The 19301-nt window shown below is 58.5% G+C and carries 21 protein-coding genes and 1 pseudogene; 13 read left to right on the top strand and 9 right to left on the bottom strand.

The annotated features are described in order from the left end of the window. Window positions 1–45: 45 nt before the first annotated feature. A complete protein-coding gene (locus tag BM222_RS28345) occupies window positions 46–252 on the top strand; it encodes a cold-shock protein (RefSeq protein ID WP_092235453.1) in 207 nt (68 codons plus the stop codon). A gap of 71 nt (window positions 253–323) precedes the next feature. Here the strand turns inward: BM222_RS28345 and BM222_RS28340 are convergent. The 4 genes and pseudogenes from BM222_RS28340 to BM222_RS28320 form a co-directional block, all read right to left on the bottom strand. After that, a pseudogene (locus BM222_RS28340) lies at window positions 324–644 on the bottom strand (hypothetical protein); the annotation flags it as partial. Window positions 645–2488: 1844 nt separating this feature from the next. Further along, window positions 2489–2890, bottom strand: a complete 402-nt coding sequence (locus BM222_RS42305) for a DNA ligase-like domain-containing protein (RefSeq protein WP_349509878.1) — start codon at window positions 2888–2890, stop codon at window positions 2489–2491. A 67-nt stretch (window positions 2891–2957) separates the two neighbouring features. Then, complete coding sequence (locus tag BM222_RS28325; protein ID WP_244547274.1) at window positions 2958–3281, bottom strand: hypothetical protein; 324 nt, start codon at window positions 3279–3281, stop codon at window positions 2958–2960. A gap of 395 nt (window positions 3282–3676) precedes the next feature. Next, window positions 3677–4105 (bottom strand): hypothetical protein, encoded by a 429-nt coding sequence (locus BM222_RS28320; protein ID WP_092235450.1) that lies wholly within the window; start codon window positions 4103–4105, stop codon window positions 3677–3679. A 512-nt stretch (window positions 4106–4617) separates the two neighbouring features. Here BM222_RS28320 and BM222_RS28315 point away from each other — a divergent pair. From BM222_RS28315 to BM222_RS28300, 4 genes are all read left to right on the top strand, one after another. Then, window positions 4618–5274, top strand: coding sequence for a DUF2865 domain-containing protein (locus BM222_RS28315; protein ID WP_177243519.1), 657 nt, complete (start codon window positions 4618–4620; stop codon window positions 5272–5274). A gap of 251 nt (window positions 5275–5525) precedes the next feature. Then, entirely contained in the window at window positions 5526–6395 is an 870-nt protein-coding gene (locus BM222_RS28310; protein WP_092235447.1) for an SDR family NAD(P)-dependent oxidoreductase, read from the top strand. 178 nt (window positions 6396–6573) lie between these two features. Further along, the gene (locus BM222_RS28305; protein WP_092235444.1) at window positions 6574–7065 is read left to right on the top strand and encodes a hypothetical protein; all 492 of its coding nucleotides are present in this window, start codon (window positions 6574–6576) and stop codon (window positions 7063–7065) included. Between the two features lie 182 nt (window positions 7066–7247). Then, window positions 7248–7448 carry a response regulator gene (locus BM222_RS28300; protein WP_092235441.1) on the top strand — a complete coding sequence of 67 codons (201 nt, stop codon included), beginning with the start codon at window positions 7248–7250 and terminating at the stop codon, window positions 7446–7448. A 183-nt stretch (window positions 7449–7631) separates the two neighbouring features. Here BM222_RS28300 and BM222_RS40320 read toward each other — a convergent pair whose 3' ends face one another. Further along, a complete protein-coding gene (locus tag BM222_RS40320; protein WP_143106070.1) occupies window positions 7632–7922 on the bottom strand; it encodes a hypothetical protein in 291 nt (96 codons plus the stop codon). A gap of 1282 nt (window positions 7923–9204) precedes the next feature. On the opposite strand from BM222_RS40320, the gene BM222_RS28290 reads away from it, so the two are divergent. Beyond that, window positions 9205–9384, top strand: a complete 180-nt coding sequence (locus BM222_RS28290) for a hypothetical protein (protein WP_092235592.1) — start codon at window positions 9205–9207, stop codon at window positions 9382–9384. A 594-nt stretch (window positions 9385–9978) separates the two neighbouring features. Then, a complete protein-coding gene (locus BM222_RS28285; protein ID WP_092235436.1) occupies window positions 9979–10380 on the top strand; it encodes a hypothetical protein in 402 nt (133 codons plus the stop codon). Between the two features lie 107 nt (window positions 10381–10487). On the opposite strand, the gene BM222_RS41360 is transcribed toward BM222_RS28285, so the two are convergent. The 4 genes from BM222_RS41360 to BM222_RS28270 all read right to left on the bottom strand — a co-directional run bounded on the left by BM222_RS41360 (window position 10488) and on the right by BM222_RS28270 (window position 13802). Next, window positions 10488–10820, bottom strand: a complete 333-nt coding sequence (locus BM222_RS41360) for a hypothetical protein (RefSeq protein ID WP_177243514.1) — start codon at window positions 10818–10820, stop codon at window positions 10488–10490. A 160-nt stretch (window positions 10821–10980) separates the two neighbouring features. Then, a complete protein-coding gene (locus BM222_RS28280) occupies window positions 10981–11550 on the bottom strand; it encodes an ATP-dependent DNA ligase (RefSeq protein ID WP_349509877.1) in 570 nt (189 codons plus the stop codon). A gap of 121 nt (window positions 11551–11671) precedes the next feature. Beyond that, window positions 11672–11830, bottom strand: coding sequence for a hypothetical protein (locus tag BM222_RS41355; protein WP_177243518.1), 159 nt, complete (start codon window positions 11828–11830; stop codon window positions 11672–11674). 1240 nt (window positions 11831–13070) lie between these two features. Beyond that, entirely contained in the window at window positions 13071–13802 is a 732-nt protein-coding gene (locus BM222_RS28270) for an autoinducer binding domain-containing protein (RefSeq protein WP_092235430.1), read from the bottom strand. Window positions 13803–14205: 403 nt separating this feature from the next. On the opposite strand from BM222_RS28270, the gene BM222_RS28265 reads away from it, so the two are divergent. The 6 genes from BM222_RS28265 (at window position 14206) to BM222_RS28240 (ending at window position 19239) form a co-directional block, all read left to right on the top strand. Continuing rightward, window positions 14206–14841, top strand: a complete 636-nt coding sequence (locus tag BM222_RS28265; protein ID WP_092235427.1) for an acyl-homoserine-lactone synthase — start codon at window positions 14206–14208, stop codon at window positions 14839–14841. A gap of 38 nt (window positions 14842–14879) precedes the next feature. After that, window positions 14880–15449: a lysozyme family protein gene (locus BM222_RS28260; protein ID WP_092235424.1), complete on the top strand. Its 570-nt coding sequence runs from the start codon at window positions 14880–14882 to the stop codon at window positions 15447–15449. Between the two features lie 77 nt (window positions 15450–15526). Continuing rightward, window positions 15527–15823, top strand: coding sequence for a TrbC/VirB2 family protein (locus tag BM222_RS28255; protein WP_092235421.1), 297 nt, complete (start codon window positions 15527–15529; stop codon window positions 15821–15823). Then, a complete protein-coding gene (locus BM222_RS28250) occupies window positions 15823–16161 on the top strand; it encodes a VirB3 family type IV secretion system protein (RefSeq protein WP_092235418.1) in 339 nt (112 codons plus the stop codon). The genes BM222_RS28255 and BM222_RS28250 overlap by 1 nt, the downstream gene beginning before the upstream one ends. After that, a complete protein-coding gene (locus BM222_RS28245; RefSeq protein ID WP_092235415.1) occupies window positions 16154–18520 on the top strand; it encodes a VirB4 family type IV secretion/conjugal transfer ATPase in 2367 nt (788 codons plus the stop codon). Before BM222_RS28250 ends, BM222_RS28245 begins: the two co-directional genes overlap by 8 nt. 53 nt (window positions 18521–18573) lie before the next feature. After that, window positions 18574–19239 carry a TrbJ/VirB5 family protein gene (locus tag BM222_RS28240; protein WP_244547273.1) on the top strand — a complete coding sequence of 222 codons (666 nt, stop codon included), beginning with the start codon at window positions 18574–18576 and terminating at the stop codon, window positions 19237–19239. Window positions 19240–19301 lie beyond the last annotated feature (62 nt).

Below are 19301 nucleotides of genomic sequence, written 5' to 3'. Positions count from 1 at the left end.
TGCTCGATTTCGCGACATTACCTTTATTGATTCGGAGATATTGACGTGGCGATGGGTAAGGTGAAGTGGTTCAACACGACTAAAGGCTATGGCTTTATTCAGCCTGATGACGGCAGCCCAGACGTCTTCGTGCACATCAGCGCCGTCGAGAGAGCCGGCTACACAGGCTTGGCTGAAGGCGCGCGGATCAGCTACGAGCTGAGGGCGGGGCGGTCGGGTAAGATGTCAGCGGAAGACCTGCGGATCGGCTGACGGGAATCTGCGGGAACTTGGGCTGCCGGCCTGGGTTGTTCGGCACCGCAGGATGGATGATGAGCACCGACGAGCTGCACGTGTAGGCGCCTCGTGGCGTTGGCCTGGACGAAAGCCTCAAGCGCGGGCGAGAGAGCGAGCCTTTCATCAGCAGCGCGTTCGGCGAGCGCATCTGTCGCGTCGCGGGACCAGCCCTCGATGGCGTTGAAGACGACGATCCGCACGGGATAGGCATACTGGCCCGAGATCAGGTCCCGTAGCAAGGTCTCGCGATCCGCCTGCTCTTCGGTTTGGCGCCAAGAGCAGCCGGCGCGCGCCCCGAAATCCTCCAGCACCACGTAAATGTCGCGGCCCAAACGATCCAGCGGCACAATCGAGGGCGAGGGACGCATACGCTTACTCCGATACTCTGCAGAGAGACGGCCCCAGCTCGCAGGGGCGCTCGGGTATGGCCGGGCCGCTCCGCCGACGAGCCAGCAGACTCACAAGCCAACGCGGCCGCCCTTGTTCCTGTTCGCGCCAACGCCGGGGCTTACTACCTCGCCCTGCTTGCCAGATCACGAGAGCAGCTTGCAATGTCGGAGAAGGTGCTCCCGAGAAGCGACGGCCCGACGACACGGCCCAGGCCATCGAAGAAGCCCCGCGTGCGGACTCTGGAGAGAGGCTAATCCCTCCAGACGAGGCGGCTGCAATTCGAGCACTGATAGACGCAGATCTCGCGCCCTTCACGCGAGTCTAGAATGATCGATCTGAGGGAGGTCACGACGTGGCAATCGCCGCACCTGGGGCGCACATCGACCAACGTCGGCTCAGTGACACGGACCTGCTCGCGCATGTGATTCGCCTCCCCAAAATACGGGATCAGATCTCGAATCCGGCCTCAATATATCTGGTGGGTTAGGTAAGGGCCTTGGCTTCGATGGCACGGCTTTGCCAGCAAATCCTCGCCTGACGTCAGCAGCGTCACATAAGTTCCCGCTCTCGTGCAACTCGAGCCCTTGATCGACAGCATGCGGCTTGATGCGGGCGCCAAATTCTGGGCCCTTGACATTGCAGTCGTGGTCTCAGCCTCAATTCTGCCGAGCTGTAGGCGGTTCTCGAGTGATAGATCGCCACATTGATCCTCGCTCCCATCCGTTTCGATAGTACTGATCGCAAGCCGCGGATTGCCGCGTTCGAAGTCGGCCTGACATCGGCGCCGCGGCTGCCGCAACCCTGGCAGACGAAACGTGGCTCAAGATCCGATAGGCGTATGTCGTTCGGCCAGCGATCGGCGCCCAGTGCGACGTGATTGTCGCAGTGGCAGTAGACCAGGACACCGCGCAAGCCCATCTCGCTCATCTCGCCGAAGGTGATCTTGAGCGGACGGCCATCCGCAAGTGCGGGTGTGTGGCGTCGAGGGCGGGCATCCCCATCGAAGCGCGGTCAGACGAGAGTCAAATTCCCAATTGCTAGTAGCTTGGAACGCTGAAAAAGGCCCTGCCTATCGTGTGTGAACAATCGTATCCGAAACACACATGCTGATCTTCCGAAATCTCCTTGCTCCGTCGGGCAAAACAGTGGTTCATAGGGTGCTCCTGATCGAATGAGGAGCGGGCCGAATGGCGGAAGAATCCCAAAGCTCGTCTGAGTTGTCAAAGATTGCCAAGCTCAATGGAGACTTCCGGAGGAACTACGGAACTCTGATCGGAGCTTTTCTGTATCTGAGATCCATCAGCGTTGCGGGCGGCCGTTCTTGGCTGTGGGGCGGCTTGGCCTCGCTTGCCTGTTCAATGTTGCTGTCTTGGCTCGCGCGGCACGGTTATGCATTGCCCCTCTCGCCCTAATCTCACGCACGAGCGCCTCGAACGTTTGAAGCAAACTGCACGGAGGCGCGGGAGAGCGGTGTCTGAGACAATCACATAGGGCCTATAAGGTCGGGTTGTGGGCAAAAGCACGTACTCGTGAATAGTCTTGGTCGCATCGTCCACCTGCGAGTGGAAAGAAGACCTTCAGTAGATTTTCTCGCAGTATTGCGGAGCTTCAACTGATCGCGCACAGCGCAAAATCTCTTGGCGCCTTCTAGCCGGCCATGGCTAACCTGATCTCAACGATCCGACATGAGCCCCGGCGGGCTGTAGCTCGCCGGGGTCTTTGCTAAAAAAGCGACGAAAAAAGACCGTCCAAAGGGCGGTCTTTTTTAGTGCAAGGCGCCGGGCCAAAATCGATCGGGATCAAACGTCTCCGCCCGGACTGATTACAAGCTAATCATCGTTCGATGAGCGATGCCGCACAAGTTTAATTGCAATGCTGAAATGAAACAGGATGGCGCTTGCCCGCGAACGGCTTCAAACAAATTGGTGGGCTCACCAGCCACTAGGTTCTGTCTGACACTCTCAGGGATTTGGAATTTACAGCTCCCGCCCATCGTAGGATGCTGCCGGCGCTTGGCTTCGATCCAATACTTGCAAGGGCCGGCGACGTAGGACCGCCGCTCGCGACGCTTAGAGACCAAGCCTTCTAGACCCATGTCGCACGCGGCGCGAAAGAGATCCGGGCCGATCTCACCTCGCTCGAACGGATTGACGAAGATGCCTTCCGGCCGGCGGGCAAGAAGGCGTTCCAGCTTGCTCTTGCGGAGATGCAGCGGGAGCTTCAAGTCGGCCGCAGCGATTGAGTCGTCCGAATGAGTCAGCGCCTCGGTGTTGTGATTTCCTTGCGCGGCTTTACGGTGTCATGAAGCCAATTGTGCACCGATACGACTCTTCCTCGTCGATGCTTAACGCTCCTGGAGCCAAGGAAGGTTGCAATGTCCGGCGCAACTCGTCGCCAATATCTATCGTCACATCACGGGACCGGCCCTCGGCGGCATCGAACCCGACGATCCGCACGGGATGGCTATACTGGTCATCCAATAGGCGACGGAGAAGCGTCTCCCGGTCAGTGCCTTCGTCAGCCTCACACCAGGCGCGCCCAAGCCTGCCAGAATCGTTCAGCACCAGATCGGTGTCGGGATCGACGTGCGGCACGATGAACGGGGAGCGAGGCATAGCCAGCAACTCACGCACAGGACGAACGGAAATTTTACCGAGCTCCCGCCTCCCTGGGTAGCTAACGCACTCGGAAATTCCGAGGTACAGGAGGCCTTCCCGAGGAAGCTTTGTCCGGCCCCGTGCAAGGATGGCTCGATCCCTTAAAAGCGGGTAGCAGCACCACGCTGATCCGATCGAGATCGGCCGTATCGAGGCGGACGCCGGAGTACTGGGTGAAGGTGAAGAACCGTGCTCACCCCTCCATGGAACGGGAGCTGTGATGGCTTACAACAATCCCACTTCCTCAGTAGTGGGCGTAGTGAAAGACGATTTTCATCTGAGGGCAAGCGGGGACGTTCGTCCGGTGTCCTAAGCATACCAACAACATTGCGCGACGCGCAGTTGCCTCGAGATCAACACGAGCGATACATCGAGTGCAAAAGCTTACCCTGTAGGAACATGATGTGCCGTTTCAATCCGCCTCGGCTCGCGATCCACTGGCGTACCGGTCCTGGATAACCGGAATAGAGCATCATTGTAGCTTCACTGTCGGTAGAGATGCGGCCGTCCTGGCCATAGTTCCAGGCCGCATGAAAGCCCAGCGCTGCCCGAGATGTCACGCATATTCTCTCTGTGGGCACCGCGCTAAGCACAATCGTACATGCGGACGCACACAGACCGTCGATGATGACCGACTCGCCCGCAGAGGCGAGCTGCTGATATTTCTCCACATATTTTCCGATAAGCCCCCCGGGATCGTGCGTAATACGCACTGTAGCATTGACGTGCGACATGCTGATTGTCAGGAGCAAAGCCGCCAACCCGGCCGCAATACGATTCATCCTTTCCCCCCAAAAACCTGAACGAACTCTGAATATTTATTCAGATTGATGGCGGCTTGTAGGCAGGTATCCGCCTGTTTTGCGGGTGGACAAGGCGGCGGGTGGGGCACGGCGATTGGCTGGGGAGGCGCTGGCCTTGGCTTAGCGCTGGAGCCGTCGTTGGAGCCGCTTTGGCCTCGCCCTGCTACTATGGCGAGCTTGCGCCTATGGCTATGGTTGTCAGTCCAGTGCGCGCGATGTCCGCTTACGAGAGAGATGAGCCGACCAAGCGCATGCTGGCTGCCAAGGGCAGCCTTTGACCCGCACCGGACTTCGGTCGGTTTTAACGCGGCGCGAACTCCGGGGGATCACGGCTCTGTCGGCGTTCCATAAGGCCGGAATGTGGCGCTTGCCGTGCCCACTCGCCTATTTCTTTCCCCTTCTCCGCCCAGCTTAGAGCGCGTTTCGTATCCACGTTTGACGCAAGCGCCCTCAGTAGTGAAGAGAGTTCGTTGCGTCCGGTGGAGCAAGCGATGCGTTCCGAATTGTCCTTTCAGCGCAAGCTGCGCCGCATGCTTGTTGCTGTTGCCATCGTTGGTCCCGTGGCGCTGACGCCCGAAATGAGTGCGGCCGAAGGCTTGCTTGATTTCTTTTTCGGTGGCGGCCAGAAGCAACAGCAGCAGACCTCGTCTTTCAACAACAATCCGCAATCACTACCACCTAGGCCCGTCGTCGTAAGCACGGGACCTGCCTTCTGCGTGCGCAGCTGCGACGGCAAATATTTTCCGCTGATGCGCGGCGCGGCCTTGCCGGCGCAGATGTGCCAAGCCTTCTGTCCGGCAAGCCCGACCAAAGTGTTCTTCGGCTCCAGCATCGACAGAGCCTATACCTCAACCGGCGAACGATACGCCGATAGCGAAAACGCCTTTGCTTATCGGAAGGCGCTGCGAGCCGATTGCACCTGCAACGGCCACAATCCCGCCGGTCTTGCGTCAGTCGATCTCGCGATGGACGGCTCGTTACGCTCCGGCGACGCAGTTGCTACCGCTGACGGGCTCGTCGCCTATTCCGGCATACGGGTCGGCAACGACCAGAGCCCAGATTTCACGCCGTTAGCGTCTTCCGAGTTGACGCGCACGCCGCTTCCGGCGGCGACCATCACGTCGAAGCCGGTGCCTGCGCGCGACTAACGCCTAGATGCGGATTGATGTTGCAATCAGCTACGTTGCAAAGCTTCTCAATGGCCCTGACGTGGCTAGAGCTGTTGTGCAAGAACGCCTGCTCAACGGGAAAGACCATGAAGCGCACAACGCTCGTCAAGAAAGGTGTGCCGACGATATCCACCGTCGGTGGTCGTCTCATTGACCGTTCGTGCCCAACCGTGAATGATGGCCCGAGCGGCCTCCTTTAAGGCCGCCAATTGCGAAGGAGGTATATTCAAATGGGCATTGCAGTCGTTACGGGAACGAGTAGCGGAATTGGACTAGCGACAGCGGTCACGCTGGCGCGTGGCGGGCACACCGTATTTGCCGGGATGCGAAATCTAGCTCGTGGGGGCGAGCTTCGAGAGATCGCATCCAAAGAGAAGCTTCCAATAAATTTTGCTCAGCTTGATGTCGATAACGACAGCTCGGTCGATGATACCTTCAAGAGGATCTTGGCCGAGTGCGGCCATATCGACGTACTTGTAAACAATGCCGGCATTTCCGGCGGTGGCCCGATCGAATTGGTCCCGATTAGTGTCTTTCGCCAGATAATGGAAACAAACTTCTTCGGCGCTCTCAGGTGCATCAAGGCTGTCGTTCCTGCGATGCGGCAAGAGAAGAACGGTTGCATCGTCGATATCACTTCAGTTGCCGGGCAGCTTGGCATGTCTCCACAAGGTCCATACGCGGCATCAAAGTGGGCCTTGGAAGGATTGACCGAATGCCTTGCGCAAGAACTGAGCCCGTTCAACGTGAGAGTGGCGATGGTCGAGCCGGGCGTGATCGCTACGCCAATGACAACTAAACCCAGACCCGTCCCGCCGTCGGACAATCCATATTTCTCGCCAATAAGAAGAATGGTCGCTTACTTCACGGCGTCGCTGAAGAACCCGACTTCGCCATTCGATGTCGCAAAGACCGTGTCAGACATCGTCGATGGCAAGAGTTCGAAGCTTCGCAATCCGACAGGGAACGACGGCGCCCAACTGATCCAATGGCGCAAAAGCAAAACTGACGAGGAATGGGTGAGCTTGGGTCGTGCCAGCGACGCCGAATGGGTCGCTGACGCAAAGCGGATCACCGGCGTCGAGGCTGATCTGGCATAGCTCTCTATCGGACGTAGGAGGCCGCCGTGGCCCTCCTAGCTCATTCGAGGCAATCACCGCGCATGTCCGCCATGGGGCTAGGGTGCATGACGCGCGCAGTCCAAAGTGCTGCTGAAAACCATTTCAACCCAGCTCTGCCGCCGGTCGACGTTACGGGGCGTCTCGGTAATCTGGCTTCATGGGCATCTTTGGCAGAGAGCGCGGCACTCTAGTTCCTGTTCACGCGGACAACGCTGAAACGAGAGATTGGCTTGTCCTCTTGGAAGCCGCCACCATTGTTGGGCGGCTACGTGACAAGCTCCGGGTGGCACTGACTACGCAGCAGCGAAAGCTCGTAAAGAAACGCAGACTGTTCGGCAAGCCGCAGTATTTCCTTGTCATAGATGGATACGATCCACGGATACACGCACTCTATTTTTGCCCTCAGCTCTACAAGAACGAAAACGGAAGCCTAGTCCCGCTGACGGGACCGGAAATCGGACAGTTGATTGAGGGCGGTGCAATTGAAAAAGCGCCCTGGTACGAGCCCGGGGACGGTGTCCCGAAGGACTTGGTGATCAAGGCCGCGCCTAACCTTGAGCTTGATAGTTTGGTGGTCGACGCGCCCACGCCGAGAGCGAATAGGCCCGCGCCTCTCAGAGCGATCCCTATTAGCGACAAAGACAAGTGATGCGTTCGGGACGGCTGCTGCTTTTGTAGCAGCGACTGTGCGCGCCTGAACTCCCGCAGGACCAGAGCTCGTTTCCGTTTTCGGAACTCCGAATTATTCCGCTGAGCAGAGGCTAACCCGGGTTAAACTCGCCGGGGGTTTGCCATGGGCCAGTCCAGTCCACTCCGTTTCCTGCGATTGTAATGGTCGTCGAAGACGATCCAATTCAGCGCGAGATGATCGCAATTCTTCTGGAGGAGAGTGGCTTCGAAGTACTCCAGTTCGAGGATGCCGATAGCGCAACGATGGTGCTCAAGGTTCATCACGCAGCAGTGCTCATTACTGATGTCCACCTGATTGGCCCAACGACCGGGGTGAAATCGCGCACGTCGCGCGCTTATTGATCCCGACCTACGTATCGTTGTGACCTCAGGAAGACCTTGCCAGAGCGTGCTGCCTTGAAACCTGACGTTCCCATCCAAGTCGGTCGCTAAGCAAGGCCCTTGTCGCTCTGTGGACTTGAAAAGCCCCGGACAGGCTGCTGTCCGGGGCCTTGAACAAACGAGACGCTCTCGCGCTTCGTTTTGCTACCACTCAGGTCCGTAATAGCCGCGGCGCTCGTAATAGGGCTCGCCGTACCCATAGGGACGATCATAGTAGCCGCGGTCGTACGCGTAGGATCCTCGGAACGGTGCAGTCGCGATAGCGCCAGCCGTTCCGATAGCCGCGCCAGCGAGGCCAGCGGCAGCACCGACGGGACCGACGCCATAGTGATGGCCGTAATAGTGGCCTCGATGGTGCACGACTCGCGCTTCCGCGGGAGCAGCCACCAAGGTCGCCACCGCCGCAGCGGCAGCTAAGAGCTTCAGGTTGATCATTGTATTTCCTCCTCTCAGCGAATTTAACGTCACCAAGAGAAATCCGTTCCGGACGTAGCCGGCGTGCTGCCGCCTGGGTCGGATGAATCGTTAGGCCGGGGCCTCTCTGACTTGGCTGCTGAATAGAGGGAGACCAGGTTGATCACGTGCCCGTCCGCGGTGTCTCGCACGCGCGATAAGGAAGGCGGCCAGTTCAGCGAGGCAAAGCTCGCTCCTGCCACAATAAAAAAGTACCGATCAGAACAAAAATCCGGGCTGCTAGCGGCGGCTCATTGAGATCTCTTGCCCACGCCCAACGTCACTCTTCCCAAAAGAAACGCCGACCTGGATGCCGGTGCGCCCCGTCGTTGGCCGTGTCGCCGCGCGGGCTCTCTATGCAACACAGCGCGAGCACGGGGTGCCGTCGTCCAGTTGCGCAAGCGCTGCTACGGCCGCCCCTTTCATTTCAGATGCGACGGCAAGGTTGCTTCGTGGCGGGCGTGGGATTTCTACCAAAACTTGGATGACCTCGGCGGCCCCCAACTCCACTTCTCCGGAAAGTAATGGTCAGTGGAACCATCCGCCGCTTTTTCCAACTTCCTATCATTGAGACTAGAGGGACGAAGGTGGAGACCGCTGTAGGCTGGCAAAATCTTGGCGCGGCTTTCGTCCCGATAGGGGCTTTGAGCACCATCTGTTGACACGCTGGACCTCCTCTGGATTGCAGATGCCTAGCAGCGACCATGCGCGAATGCTGTAACCGAGGTGCTACATTCACGAGGAACTGCGCTATTGCCTAGGTTTGTTTCAGGCCGGTAGCATAATGTGATTCATCGCCCGAGCCTGCGTATGACCTTAGGATGGAAGGGGTAGCAACGCGCAGTCAGTGACGCCCCACCCTCTTCACGAGGTGGAGCTTTCGGCCTGCCGCTCATCTTGGCATTCGGGCGATAGGGCCGATACCGAGCGCTCTTGTTGCCGCGAATCCTCAGCCGGAGCTGAAACTGCGTGATGCGGCACGATCGTTTTTGACTATGCATGGATCGGCGCGTTCAGTCAGCGAATGGACGCAATCATTACTTGGATTTTCGTCATTGTGATGGCTGCGGGTGCAGCGATTTTGATCGCTCACGTGATTGATGCAATTCGTTCCTGATCGAAGCGAAATCGGAGCCGGCATCCCACTTCAGCGGAGATTGGGAGGCAGGGGTCACAAGCTTTGATGGGTAAGAGAGCCCACCTCTGCTTGACGCGTTTGCATGACCGTTTTAACCCCGCGCATGATCACGTTGGAGAACATCAAGTGGCGAAGAAGACGAAGAGCAAGCGCAAAGAGTACACGAAGGACGACGTCAAGCTGCTCAAGGCACACTCCAAAGCCCGGACACCAGTGGCAAAGCTTTCGAGGCTGATGAAGCGGTCTGAGGGATCATTGAGGCAGAAAGCGCGCAACCTTGGAATTGGTCTGGGACATCAGCGCTGAGCTGCGCGATCGAAAGAAAGGCCCGCCAGCGTAAATCGGCGGGCCCCGACGACGCCATTTTCGTGACTCAGGAAGCATACCAGAAACAAACCGCCTCGATCGACAACGGGAATTAGGGTCATGTGGGCACTTATTGAAGACCTGTATCGGGATTATTGCCTGACACCCCTCAACGAGATTCGCCGGTACGAACTGAAACGTTGAGCCAAACAAACATGCGCCGACTGGTGTTTTGCTCGGCCCGACTTCGAGCGAGTCAATCAGCGGCTTGCCATCCGATCACGGTAGACACCCGTAAATTTCCCAGGTGATACGCCCGCCAGCATGAACCGGCGCCCGTACATTTCCCAATGTGACTGGCTGCGGCAGCCGCGGTGCCTATGTTCGACCGGACTGCGATCGGACGTGATGCGTGTCACATCCGTCGCGCGCCATGGAAGACTGCCCCCTCGGCGTCATGAGGAATTGCCCCCTCCTTGGATAGCCGCAGCTTTCCTAACGTCGGTTGTGCGTCAAACTGCGAAGAACTCAGGTTGAGCAAATCCTTCGCGCGAAATGTGGAGCGCCCTATATTAATTTTTTCGGGAGGTTCGGGTGCGGACTGTCCTCCTAGTGCTCGGGCTATGGCTGCTGATCAACGTTGTGTTTGTTGTGATCACGATGCCGCCTCGCAGGCCACGCTTACCGCCTCACCAGCGCGCCAACGTTGATCGAAGCGTTGGATGCAATCAGCCGGTTTCTAAAAATAAGACGCCCGTTGAAAAGAAACGCTGTCATTTAAACCAGTCAAACACCGGACTTTCACCCGTCATTTTAATCTGCGAGACTTTCAATCCGACACAAACAATGGCTTGCGAAGAACAAGCCCGAAGGTGGTTCGCAGTGGAGAAGGTACGACGCTTGCGCGCGATGGGTTCGCTGTGCCCTCAACAGGCCGCGTACAACAGCATGAACAACTGGAAGCTCCTCGCCGAAGCAGAATATTGGGAGCACTAGCTCACCTTGAGCTGTCGTCCTACTTTCAGGAATACAGCGCCATTAGCTCAATGAGAGCGAACAGGCAGCCTTGGAATTTCTGGTTCGCGTTCCCTTTCAGGATGCTGTCAGTTGTTGACTTTATTCCATTGCTTTCGCGCGACGCGCCATGCGCAAAAAATAGCGGTATCTCCGATCGGAATTCGAAAGAACGTTGATAAAAGGTCAAAGAGATCGCGGCACAGACGAAATCTGAGTAACACATAAAGACATCGCGCCGGCATCATTGCGGCTCGTGCTTCTCCGTTATTTCTCGCGCAGCCAAAGCTAAGCTCCAGCTTTCTGATCTGTTCGATCAGCAATTCGACGATCTGTTCATAATCGGAAGGCGATAGGGAGTTCACGCCGCGCGCTATCATCTGGTCTTGAAGGATGGCCGCCATCATGGCTTTGACGCTCATGCAGCCTCAGCATGCAGATCAGGAGAAAATCATCATCAACCCGACCCCGAGATTACGTGACGTGCAACCGCAGCCAGGAGCAACCTAAGGAAGATTAGGGGGTAATACTTTGGGCTCGCACGACAAGGAGCGACGCGTGAGCGAGACTGAATGGCATCGGTCAAAACATGTCGCCGCGATCCATCGCCGGGTGACATCGGTTTTTCACCTTGACCCAGCACGTTCTCCGACCCATCTGACACCAATCCCTCAAGGCCCATGTTGCAAGCGGGGCGGAATAGATCAGACCCAAGCTCGCCGCGTTCGAAGGGATTGATGAAGACACCTCAGGACGACGCGCGAGCAAGCGCCCCAAATTTGTCTTCCGCGTCGATAAGGGCAGCATCCGGAGGTCGTCACCGCCTTCAGCAAAAATATCGAAGGCGCAGAACTGCACCTCGTGATCGTGCTTGCGAGAATGCAGTGCGTTGAAATCTGAGATGCCATCGACGCCCAGCACCACAGCCTCGCCGTCGAGCACGAACTGCTTCTGGCGGACTTTACGCGCCGCCTCGACGATCCATGAATAACGGCTCGCCCAATTGTAGCCGCCGCGCGTGATTAGGCGCACGCGGTCGCCATCGCGCTCCAATCGGAGGCGATAGCCGTCGTATTTTACTTCGTGGAGCCAATCGGGACCGTCCGGGACTGCAATGCCCTTCGTCGGCAGACAAAACTCAAATGAAAGCATGCGGGAAAAGTAGGCATTCGCGGCCTGAATACGGAGGGAGCTTGATGCAATCGGCCAAGAGCTGGAGGGGCTGCTCTACGGCCTTGGCGCCAGATCAGGAGCGATTTCGCTACCTGTGCTCTCACTGATGTTGCTCTACTGCCGCTGCGAGCACAGCAAGTTGTTCGGCCAATCTGGCAAACAACTTGCGCTTCTTGGGATCGCTTGCCAAGTCGCGAATAAGGGCGCACTCAGCAGCGTCTCGCTTTAGCTTCTCCAGCCGAGCCTGCATGTCTTTCATCTGCGGTCTCGATGTTCCAATGCAGGAACATTACAAATGCCTGCCTCGGGCCACAAGTGAACACAGCAATCTTGCCGACGGGACTAGCCTCCAATCGCATGGCGCTCCTTGAGCGCAGCCGTCGGACCGCCTTGGCCTCGCATTTGTCCCCTCCAGCCCCTAGGGGCCAAGGCTGGCCCGAGGGGCTTTGCAGCATTCAAAGTGACCCTGCCACCCTCGGACAGACTGGACGCGTAGCCGAACAGCCTGTTGTCAGGCTGCTGAGGTTATGAGGCCCCGACCGGCGGACCTTCGCTTTGTGTACTTTCCGCATTGACCTCCGTGTCGCAAGAATATCAACTCGGCGCCATGAAGGAAATGCAAGCCCAACTAGACTTGCTCCGCGCGCAAATCGCTGAATGCGAGAGACTGCAGATTGTTGCAAAAAATCAGACTAAGCGCGACCTATATGCGAGACTGCTCGTGCGCTACCGGGCCATCGCTACTGAGTTGGAGCATGCGATAGCAAATCTACCGTCGCCTTTCGGCACACTCCTACGCCGCACGACTCAAGAGCCGCTTCCCCAAGAAAAGAAGTAACACCACGCACGACCGGTTAAATCGCCTCAGGTTCGCGGAAGCACAAAGTGCGCCTTGGCCTTAAATTCTGGATTGAGCGATGGGCCAATGCTGTCCTAGTAGACGCACTGTCGGACCTGTGGCCACCGCTCACCCGTATCCACTGGCATGGGCTCGGCGGGGGGCTCCTTGATGATCGGCCACCCATCGACCGCACCAGTTAGGCAGCGACCGCAATTACAGACACGGGGAAATCTACGGGTGAACTTTCCGCCTGAGGCAGGCCCTCACCATTGGGCGGCCATCTCGAAGCATGCAAGGTGTGCCTTGAGCCGTAGCGACCTCATCGTTCGGCCCCATGGGGTTGTCGGCTATCGGCCATGAACCGGGTTAGAGCGGGCTTGCCGCGACCGCCGCTAGTGACCCCATAAGCGGACATTAGCCCTTCCAGAACGAATAGCTGACTCGCTATGATCCCGTAGTCTCTGAGCCTTGGGATCATGAGGCGGCGGGAATTTCGGTCTATCGCTGCCACAGCCGTCGCTTGCCCGATCGCCACAGGCGCGCAGGAGCTAGACAGCATTCTAGTTTACAAAGGAGCTCCGATCGCGCCGAAGAACAATTCCCGCCAGGAATGCGTCGATCCTGGGCACCCTTGCCAAGCCGGATGTCTGTTCTAATCTCATGGGAGTAATCCCCGTCGAAGGGCAAGGGCCACGGCATGCGGAAGGGTTGATGCAGCAAGATTTTGCCTGGCATTGTCCAGACGAAACTTTACTCCTCGCGACTTGATGCCAAGTAGCTGCGCTACATCGCGCATTGTCTTGCCGTCAGAAATCCAACCGAGACACTGCCGCTCGCGCTGCGTTAGCGCAGATTCCTGTTGCCCCACTGGGATCAGGTGGCCGAATTTGGCGGCGTTCACATGTGCATGAAAGGTGCGCCCCACCATTTCCAATATGTCCTGCGAGGTCTCAATGAAGCGATCGAGTCCAAGGCTGTGCTCGTCCACCGCTAGCGTGAACGCCGCGAACCGGTTTTGGCTCGAGGGTATCCGAATGGTTACGCCAGTCCTGATTTTGAAGCTCAGCGCGTCGCCAAACAGACGGCGCTCCTTCGCAGACTTTGCGCCTCGCGCCTCCAATCCGTCCCACAGGAACACACGGCTCATGTTTCGCGGCTCCTGAAGAACGGGATCTATGTTCTGATATCCTTCCCGAAAATAATGGCTGGTCCAGCTCTTCGGATAGGATGAGATCAGATGGGGGTCATTCGCGCGCTGCCCAAAATAAGCGAACCACCGAAACCCCAGAGAATGAGCGGCGCGCTCCGCAACACGCCGAAAATCATCTTCCGTATGGACAGCGTGCAGACAATCGACAAATTCATCGCACGCTCTTTTGATATGTTTCATTGCGCCACTTCAGTCACTTCTCGGGTCTCCCAACGCGAATAAGTCTAATGTTTCGCGTTTTACGTGTGATCGTGTATTGTGACCTTGCGGCAGCTTTGCGGCACGACACCGCTCTAAGAACCACAGCGCAAACGCGAGCATGCGGAGTTTGACACAACATCTGCGCGACCTACTCGCAGCGACAATTTCTCTCCCTTCGTAGAAGCAAGGGAATTCCATTCGTTGTGCTGATAAATCATCACGTGTTTATACAGCTTCCAAAGTGCTGGCCGATAATCGCGCCTTGTGACTACGGTTTGGACCCAACAGATCCATAGCGGCCTGTCAGAACTGACAGTGCAAGGCCGTGAACGTGACTGCTTTCTTGATCTCGAAGCTGTGATTCGTCAGTTTGAGGTTAAGAATGAAGGTCATTGTGCGTAGCCCTGCGGCACACCTGCATGACTCCGAACTAACGCTGGGAATGCATCGCCTGCGAGGGCGCGTATTCAAAGATCGCCTTGACTGGGACGTCTCTGTTTCAAACGGATTGGAGATCGATCAGTACGACACCGTCAGGCCGATTTATCTCATGTTGCTCGAGCAGACCAACGTTATTGGTTGTGTTCGCCTGCTGCCGACCACTGGTCGCAACATGCTTGCCGATACGTTTCCAGTATTGCTGGATGGCAACCCGGCGCCGAGGGCGACCACGATTTGGGAGAGTTCGCGCTTTTGCGTCGACACACAGACTGTTACTGCAACGGCTGAGAATGGTCTGCGCAAGGCGACGTTCCTGCTGTTTGCAGCAATGATCGAGTGGGGCCAGCAGCGCGATCTTCAGGCCATCCCAACCGTCACCGATTTACGCATGGAGCGCATCCTGCGCCGGGCCGGATGGCATCTCGATCGCCTCGGCATGCCTCGCCAAATCGGCTCAACCAAAGCCGTCGCCGGTCTGTTGCCCATTTCCGATGAGGCTCTCGGCGCGATCCGAGCCGCCGGTCAGATTTCTGGGTGTGCAATTGAGGCGCCATCAAGCCTGGCTATCGCTGCCTAACATCGAACGTCCTCAGCCCCTGACAAAAGGCTCTCACCATGGATCCCGCTGCATTCTCGGCTCTGCTCGAACGATGCGCCCCGACCGCAATGGCTCGGCCGCTGACTGCCATAGTGCGGCAGGCGAGCTCCTTCGAGCCGCTGCTCATCACGATTGAGGGGCGCAAACCGATTCCGATTCAGGCGATCGACCGTGACGAAGCCATCCACCTCGCAACCGAGGCCATCGCTGGCGGCCAGCATGTCCGCACCGGTCTCGCCCAACTTGATGCTGAGGAAACAAAGAAGGCCGGGCTGACCGCTGCCAGTACATTCGATGCATGCCAGCACATAGCTGGCGTTGGCAGATTATTCGACACGCGCCTGCAAGCTGCGAGCATGAAAAGCGCAGATCACGACCAGGCGATTGCCGAGGTTGTCGCGAGCTTTGCGTCCAAAGCTCCCAGACAAGCCACCGAACCTGGTATCCAGCCAATGGCGACCACCCGCCGTGACCGTCCCACCGGCGACACGACAATCAATCGATCCGCAGCCTCTGCTAGCGAGCGCCCACGCTGGGACGTCTATCGCTCGGGACTAGGCACGTCTGCCTTTGTTTACGAGCGATGAGAAGCCCCGTTTTTCCACCTCAAATCAATACCGTGGTCCGGGCTGGGTCCGGATGCGGTGCCAACCGGAGCCGTGCCATGACTTCTCCTCTTAAACACTCCGCTGCCCTTCTTTTCATGGGGGCCGTGCTCAGCATCGCCTTTGTTGAGCCGGCCCTGGCGCAGACCGCGAACATCGAAGGCGTGCTGCAGAACATCGTCAACATGTTGACCGGCAACGTCGCGCGGCTGCTGGCGACGCTCGCGGTCATCATTGTCGGTATCGCCTGGATGTTCGGCTATCTCGATCTGCGCAAGGCGGCCTATGTCGTGCTCGGCGTCGCCATCACCTTCGGCGCCTCCGAGGTGGTCTCGACGTTGACCGGGGGTCATTGATGAGCGAGGCCGCGCGCCTCACGGAGGACACCTTGTTCCTCGCCTGTACGCGGCCTGCCATGGTTGCCGGCGTAACCATGGAGGCCATGGCGCTCAACGTGATGTTCTCCTGCATCCTATTCCTGGTGGCCGGGAGTGTCGTCTATGGCCTGGTCGCGATTCCGATCCATGCGCTTTGCCGCATCATCTGCCGGCACGATCCGAACATGTTCCGGATCCTGCTCGCCTGGATCGAAACCCGAGGGCGCGCACGCAATACTACCTTCTGGGGCGGCTCGTCCTGCACGCCGCTCAAACTCCTGCGGCGTCATCGAACAAGGGACCTCGGTAATGCGTAACAGGGCGCTTAAGACCCGGGAGATCGAGCCCGATGTCTACCTGCCGTTCGGCCGGCATGTCACCGACAGGGTGATCAGTCTCACAACTCGAGCCCTGCTCACGGTCATCCGGATTGAGGGCACTTCGTTCGAGACCGCCGAGACTTCGGATCTGAACGATCTACATGCAAAGCTGAATCTAACCTTGCGCAATGTTGCGGATCCGCAGCTCGCGCTCTGGAGCCACCTGGTGCGCCGCCGGACGTCCGTCTATCCCGGCGGCGGCTTCCGGTCGACCTTTGCAGCGGCACTCGACGCACAATATCGCGAACGGCTTAGCAAGGAAGCGCTGTTTCGCAACGATCTCTATCTGACCCTGGTTTGTCACCCCGGCCGTGCGGCAGCCGATACGGCGGCTGCGTTCTTTCGGCGGCTCAGCCGAAGCGCCGCAAATTCCGCCGAGGTCGACAGCGCGACCCTGAAGCGTCTTAACGATGCAACGCGAGATATCATCGCGGCGCTCGACCGTTACGGCGCCCGTGCGGCGGGATTGATTGAGCGGGACGGCATCACTTTCTCAGAGCCGTTGGAGCTGCTCCACGCTGTCGCCTCCGGGGAATGGATGCCGATGCCGTTGCCGCAAGGGCCGGTTGGGCCCGCGCTCTATTCAAATCGTGTCATCTTCGGCCGCGAAGCTCTCGAGATCCGTGGGGCTGGTGGATCGCGCTTCGCTGGCATGTTCGGGCTGAAGGAATATCCGGCGTCCACCAAGCCTGGCCTGCTAAACGCGCTACTTTCGGCGCCGTTTGAGCTCATCGCCACGCAATCATTCGCATTTTTAACGAAGGCTGACGCCAAGACGGTGCTGACGCGCAAGCAAAACCAACTGGTCTCGGCCCAGGATCCGGCTGCCTCACAAATCGACGAGCTCTCTGACGCGCTCGACGATCTCGAATCCAACCGCTTCGTGCTTGGAGACCATCACCTCTCGCTGCTGGTCTACGCCAATACGCCTTCCCAGCTGCAGGAGCACATGAGTGTGGCCCGGCAGGTCCTGGCCGATACGGGTGCCGTGGTCGCACGAGAAGATCTCGGACTTGAGGCAGCCTATTGGGCCCAGCTTCCCGGGCTTTTCAAATACCGGGCACGCACAGGCGCGATCGACTCACGAAATTTCGCGGCATTCTCGCCGTTCCACACCTATCCGACCGGCCAACCTGCGGGCAACCATTGGGGACCGGCGGTAGCGATGCTCAAGACAGCGTCCGGCTCGCCCTTCTATTTCTCCTTTCATCACGGCGATCTCGACAACACCTTCATCTGTGGCCCCTCGGGGTCCGGTAAGACCGTCGTACAGAACTTCCTGCTGTCGCAGGCCGAGCGGTTAGGTGCGTCCTACGTCTTCTTCGACAAGGACCGGGGCGCCGAGATTTTCGTGCGCGCCGCCGGTGGCACCTATCTGACACTCCACAACGGGGTCCCGACCGGCTGCGCGCCGCTCAAGGCGCTGGAGCTGACACCTGCGAACCTTTCCTTCCTGGGCGAACTCATCCGGAAACTCGTCACCCCCGACAATCGCCCGCTGACCGTGGTCGAGGAGGAACGCATCGATGCCGGGCTGCGAGCACTCGGTCAGTTGCGGCAATCGGAGCGATCGTTCGGGACGCTACGGGCCTTCCTCGGCCAGCAGGATCGCGAGGGCATTGGCGCGCGGCTCGAGCGATGGTGCCGGGGCGCCCCTTTCGGCTGGGTGCTCGATGGCGGTCACGACGCCATCGGCCTTGATGCCAGGTTCATGGGTTTCGACATGACGGACCTCCTGGATCATCCTACGGTGCGCACACCGTTGATGATGTATCTGCTCCATCGCGTGGAGCGGTTGATCGACGGCCGACGCCTGATTATCGACATCGACGAGTTCTGGAAGGCGCTTGGAGATGAGGCGTTTCGCGACCTCGCCAACAACAAGCTGAAAACCATCCGCAAGCAGAACGGTGTCATGGTGTTCGGGACGCAGTCGCCGCGCGACGCGCTGGCCTCGCCGATCGCGCACACCATCGTCGAGCAATGCCCGACCCAGATCTTTCTGCCGAACGCGCGGGGAACACGCTCGGACTATGTCGATGGCTTCCACCTGACCGACACGGAATTCCGTCTGATCAAAGAGGAGCTCTCTCCTGAAAGCCGGCGGTTCCTGGTCAAGCAAGGCCATAACTCGGTGGTGGCGGAACTCGACCTCGGCGGTTTCGACGACGCGCTCGCCGTCTTGTCGGGACGCACGGAAACCGTCGAGCTGCTCGACCACATTCGGCAGCGGGTCGGCGACGACCCTGCGCAATGGCTGCCGGTATTTCATGCGGAGCGGAGGAAAGCACGATGATTGTTCAGCCTATGCAGAGGGTTCTCACGTCCGTGTTAATGATGACCCTCATAATGGTCTCGCCCGCCAGGGCTGAAATCGTATTCGATCCGAGCGTATATGCGCGCCAATTTGAGCAACTGACGGAGCTGAAGAAGCAAGTCGACACGCTGACGTCGCAGCTCAAGGTCGCACAGGATCAATTGAGCCAGGCCAAACAGCTCTATGACAGCTTCAATACGCGGACGAACGCCAACGAAATCGGTGCGCTCCTGAACATGCCGCAGTTCCGCAAGGTGCTGCCCCAACAATTCTCGGATATCGAACGTCTCGTCGCGGGGCAGGGTGGCGGCAATTTTGCCGAGGCCATCAACCACTATCTTTCGCAGAACCGCGTGTATGCCGGCAACAGCGGCAACTCGTACTACCAGAGCGAGCTCGACAGGATCGCCCGGCAGACGGGCGCGAAGCACTCCATGGGCCAGGCGGTGTACGACACGGCCTCGCAGCGCATCGATGCGCTTGAGGAGCTCAGGGCTCGCATCAGCTCGGCGACGGACGCCAAGGAGATCCTTGATCTGTCGGCGCGACTGCAGGCCGAACAGGCGCTGCTGCAAAACGACGTGCTCCGAATGCAGGGCCTGGCGATGATCCAGCAGGCCCGCACGGACATGGATGGACAGCGGGAGCGGGAGAAGCAGAGACAGCTGATCGACGAAATGAAGGCAGCCCTGCAATGAAGACGAGACTTGCCATTCTTCTCCTCACCGTCAGCACGGCTCTTACGGGCTGCAAGGACGCC

The organism is Bradyrhizobium sp. Gha (assembly GCF_900113735.1).
Classification (GTDB): domain Bacteria; phylum Pseudomonadota; class Alphaproteobacteria; order Rhizobiales; family Xanthobacteraceae; genus Bradyrhizobium.
The sequence above is the reverse complement of the archived record's forward strand: the minus strand, read 5'-3'. Positions and strand labels throughout refer to the sequence as shown.

Bases quoted from the DNA above. Each gene is read 5' to 3' on its own strand.
- BM222_RS28325 (WP_244547274.1), bottom strand. From the start codon at position 3,281: ATGCCTCGCTCCCCGTTCATCGTGCCGCACGTCGATCCCGACACCGAT.
- BM222_RS28320 (WP_092235450.1), bottom strand. From the start codon at position 4,105: ATGAATCGTATTGCGGCCGGGTTGGCGGCTTTGCTCCTGACAATCAGC.
- BM222_RS28315 (WP_177243519.1), top strand. From the start codon at position 4,618: ATGCGTTCCGAATTGTCCTTTCAGCGCAAGCTGCGCCGCATGCTTGTT.
- BM222_RS28310 (WP_092235447.1), top strand. From the start codon at position 5,526: ATGGGCATTGCAGTCGTTACGGGAACGAGTAGCGGAATTGGACTAGCG.
- BM222_RS28305 (WP_092235444.1), top strand. From the start codon at position 6,574: ATGGGCATCTTTGGCAGAGAGCGCGGCACTCTAGTTCCTGTTCACGCG.
- BM222_RS28300 (WP_092235441.1), top strand. From the start codon at position 7,248: ATGGTCGTCGAAGACGATCCAATTCAGCGCGAGATGATCGCAATTCTT.
- BM222_RS40320 (WP_143106070.1), bottom strand. From the start codon at position 7,922: ATGATCAACCTGAAGCTCTTAGCTGCCGCTGCGGCGGTGGCGACCTTG.
- BM222_RS41360 (WP_177243514.1), bottom strand. From the start codon at position 10,820: ATGAGCGTCAAAGCCATGATGGCGGCCATCCTTCAAGACCAGATGATA.
- BM222_RS28280 (WP_349509877.1), bottom strand. From the start codon at position 11,550: ATGCTTTCATTTGAGTTTTGTCTGCCGACGAAGGGCATTGCAGTCCCG.
- BM222_RS41355 (WP_177243518.1), bottom strand. From the start codon at position 11,830: ATGAAAGACATGCAGGCTCGGCTGGAGAAGCTAAAGCGAGACGCTGCT.
- BM222_RS28270 (WP_092235430.1), bottom strand. From the start codon at position 13,802: ATGAAACATATCAAAAGAGCGTGCGATGAATTTGTCGATTGTCTGCAC.
- BM222_RS28265 (WP_092235427.1), top strand. From the start codon at position 14,206: ATGAAGGTCATTGTGCGTAGCCCTGCGGCACACCTGCATGACTCCGAA.
- BM222_RS28260 (WP_092235424.1), top strand. From the start codon at position 14,880: ATGGATCCCGCTGCATTCTCGGCTCTGCTCGAACGATGCGCCCCGACC.
- BM222_RS28255 (WP_092235421.1), top strand. From the start codon at position 15,527: ATGACTTCTCCTCTTAAACACTCCGCTGCCCTTCTTTTCATGGGGGCC.
- BM222_RS28250 (WP_092235418.1), top strand. From the start codon at position 15,823: ATGAGCGAGGCCGCGCGCCTCACGGAGGACACCTTGTTCCTCGCCTGT.
- BM222_RS28245 (WP_092235415.1), top strand. From the start codon at position 16,154: ATGCGTAACAGGGCGCTTAAGACCCGGGAGATCGAGCCCGATGTCTAC.
- BM222_RS28240 (WP_244547273.1), top strand. From the start codon at position 18,574: ATGGTCTCGCCCGCCAGGGCTGAAATCGTATTCGATCCGAGCGTATAT.